Source organism: endosymbiont of Riftia pachyptila (vent Ph05), from assembly GCF_000224455.1.
Lineage (GTDB): Bacteria > Pseudomonadota > Gammaproteobacteria > Chromatiales > Chromatiaceae > Endoriftia > Endoriftia persephonae.
The window spans coordinates 1-3,330 of the sequence record NZ_AFOC01000172.1; the positions used below are offsets into that span (position 1 = coordinate 1).

The window sequence follows — 3,330 nt, forward strand, 5'->3', positions numbered from 1 at the left end:
CACCGCCCTGGACGACGCCATCGACCAGGTGCTCAGCACCGCTGATCGCTCGATACGCCGCTCAGTGACCGAGGTCAACGTCAATAGCCTAATGCTCAGCCAGGCTCAGGCAGCACTGGCCGCCGCCCAGGCGATCGACCCGAACATCCCGTTGGGAGATCTGCTGAGCCTGCTGAGCGGGCTGCAAAACGGTACCGCGGGCAATACCGACGAGGCACTCAGCAACGCCGGTGTCGACAACTCTCTGAGCAACGGCTTGGATCAGACCATCTCCATCGTCGCCAACAGCAACAACAGCGGCGTTGAGCAGGTCAATCAGGTGGCCAGCGGTAGCGATGCTAGCTCGAGTAGCGACAGCGAATCTGTCAGCACTGTTGACGCTGCCGGCAGCAGCACTTCCACCGGAGATAACAGTAATGCTGGCAGCACAAATGAGGGTGACGGCTCAGCCGGCACTATAAACACTGTTCCCACGGCCATCGCAGACAATGCTGAAACCAACCAGAACAGCTCAGTCATCATCGACATATTGGCCAATGACAGCGGCATAGACAACAGCCCTATCACCTTGACCATAGCTGCTAATCCCAACTCAGGGAGTGTACAGGTCAATTCTGACGGTACCATTAGTTACCAACCCAACAACGGTTTTTTTGGCTCTGATCGCTTCAGCTATCAGCTAATGGATACGGACGGTGATTCAGCCATGGCAGAGGTCACCATCACGGTCAATTGCACTAGCAACTGCAGCGCGCAGCTACGTCTCACCTGGAGCGAGAACACTACCGCACAGATCAGTGGCTATAAGATCTACCACGGTACCAGCAGCGGTAACTATGGTGAGGCAATCTGGGCCGGCGATGTCACGAGTTACGACTACACTGCCGAATCACTTGGCAATCACTACTTTTCTGTCACCGCAGTCGACACAGATGGAAATGAGTCTGCCTACGCCAATGAAGTTGCGATACAACTATGATAAACATCAGTCCTGAGGCTCTTTATCGCCGGCCGTAGCCGGCGATTTTATTTTTGATGTGACCCGGTTCCTCGAACCACCTATTTCGCACCTTATACTGAGCCGAAAGACCCTAGGAGGGCGACTGTTGGCTCATTTAGATCCTGTTTCATATATCCCCTGCCAACCATCCTGGCAGACGCTGCTAACAACAGCCAAGCAACGCTTGCTCAGCTTAACCTTGGCTGCACTGCTCATTCTCATGTTCGCCCTTGCCTGCCCGGCCCAAGCAGCAGCCGACCTGGTGGCCCGTGGCGCCAGTTACATCGAAGAGGGACATCCGGAACAAGCCCTTGATCTCTTCAGCAAGGCGGTGAAAAAAAATGACCCCGCCGGTGCATTTGGTCTGGGTGTACTCTATTTTCAGGGCATCGGTGTCGACAAAGATCCAGTAAAGGCGACCAACTGGTTCCTGTTCGCTGCCAAACAGAACTATGCCCCAGCCCAGTTCAACCTCGGTAACGCCTACCTCAGAGGACGCGGCGTCCCAAGCGACAAGGGAAAAGCGGAGTACTGGTGGCGCCAAGCCGCCCTCCAGGGTTATCAACGCGCCCAGTTCAACCTTGCTTCGCTACTGCTCAATGAACGGCCAGATCCGCCAGCCAAAGAGGAGGGTATTGCCTGGATGCGCGCAGTAGGCCTGCAGGGGGTACAGAATGCAGTCGATCTGCTGGATGAACTTGGAGAACCCCTGGATTACAGCGACATTGCGATCGACTGGTCACGCGAACCACTCCGCAGCGAAGCCCGACTGCTGACCTTCCCGCCCAACCACTATGTAATTCAGCTGATCTCAGCCCGCCTCTTCAAATCAGCCGTCGATTTCATCAACGAACACGATCTGGGAGGAAAGGCGCTGCTGTTTCGCTTTCAGTACAAAGACAGCTCAACCTGGATCGGCGTCACCATGGCCGACTATCCAAGCAAGAAAGAGGCGTTGGCCGTACTCGAAACCCTCGATGAAAAATTCAAGCAGGGTGCCTGGATACGTTCAGTCAAAGCGATTCAGCAGGCGATCAAGAAAGCACGTGCAGAGGCCCCCTGACCTCCCCGCCGCTATCGATCAGATCATCATTCGCTATCGACCGGCATCTGGGTCGCCTGGTCGGCAAACACCTCCCGGGTAATCTCCAGAAAACGCTTCGCCTGGGGCGAGAGAAACTTCCCGCGTCGCAGCACAATGCCGTAACTGCGGTCCGGGAAATAGCGCCCGAGCGGGATCTTCGCCAGATTCTCATCGCCGCTGAGACAGAGATCTGTGACGATGGAGATACCCAGGCCGATCTCCACATACTTTTTGATGACCTCCCAGCCGCCGGCCTCCAAGGTGACCTGATAGCTGGCATTGTGCTGTTCAAATACCAAATCGACCATGCGCCAGGTGCTCAGATGATGCGGCGGCAGAATCAACCCATAGGGGCTGATATCGTGCAGTGTAACCTCAGACTTGCTGGCCAACGGGTGATCCGGGGGGGTGATCAGCGCCGGTCCATAGTTGACCACCGGCTGATAGGTTACATCGTCGGGCACCTCCAACATCGAGCCGATGGCGAAATCGGCCTCATCGGCACGTAGCATCGCCATGCCATCACGCCCGGTTACATTGTGCAGCTTCAGGCGGATACCAGGATACTGGGCCGCGAAACGGCGCATCGGCTCAGGCAGGATGTAGAGGATCGTCGACTCACCGGCGGCGATGTTGAGCTCGCCATTCTCCAGCTTGCCGCAGTAGGCGGAGAAGGTCTCCTGCAGCTTATCCATCCCCTCGACCAGAGGCTGCGACAGTTTATAGAGGATTTCGCCCTCCGGGGTCAGCTTGATCTTCGGCCCACGACGCTCGAACAGCACCGTATTGAGCTCCCGCTCCAGCGCCTGAATCTGTAGCGAGACAGTGGGCTGACTCAGGTAGACACGTTCTGCGGCTTCGCTGATCGAACCGGTCTGCGCTGCATGGCAAAACGCTCGTAGCTGTTTCAGGCGATTTTGCTTGTAGTAGATCTGGGGCGTACTCGACATATCTCTATCCGTCATTGAGAGCGGGGCGCCCCAATAGTAAGTTCTCCAACAAAAATCACCAATACTTCATCTGGAAATTATTTATTTATTCAATCAAGGCCTAGCTGATAAGCGAGCAAGGAAGAGGAGGATTTGCCCATATCCCCCTCCCCTCGCTGCTATTTTGTCTATCCTTTTAGGAGGCTGTCGGGTTTGGCCATTTGAAGCGAAAGTCACTGGGAGCAAATCAAATCAGTTTATCGCCAGAGGAGAATAGCCCGGCTATTTGACGAGGGGGATAGGCTGATTTGATCGCT

At 55.5% G+C, this 3,330-nt stretch carries 3 protein-coding genes; 2 read left to right on the top strand and 1 reads right to left on the bottom strand.

Annotated features, from left to right (window positions below):
• Window positions 1-979 (top strand): Ig-like domain-containing protein (locus RIFP1SYM_RS16035; protein ID WP_240992154.1); only part of this gene is annotated, 979 nt, incomplete at its 5' end.
• Between the two features lie 220 nt (window positions 980-1,199).
• A complete protein-coding gene (locus RIFP1SYM_RS16040; protein WP_139042189.1) occupies window positions 1,200-2,063 on the top strand; it encodes an SEL1-like repeat protein in 864 nt (287 codons plus the stop codon).
• Between the two features lie 26 nt (window positions 2,064-2,089).
• Here RIFP1SYM_RS16040 and RIFP1SYM_RS16045 read toward each other — a convergent pair whose 3' ends face one another.
• Window positions 2,090-3,034: a LysR family transcriptional regulator gene (locus RIFP1SYM_RS16045; RefSeq protein ID WP_240991728.1), complete on the bottom strand. Its 945-nt coding sequence runs from the start codon at window positions 3,032-3,034 to the stop codon at window positions 2,090-2,092.
• Window positions 3,035-3,330: the final 296 nt, after the last annotated feature.

Excerpts from the sequence above, each read along its gene's own strand:
- RIFP1SYM_RS16045 (WP_240991728.1), bottom strand. The coding sequence starts at position 3,034 with ATGTCGAGTACGCCCCAGATCTACTACAAGCAAAATCGCCTGAAACAG.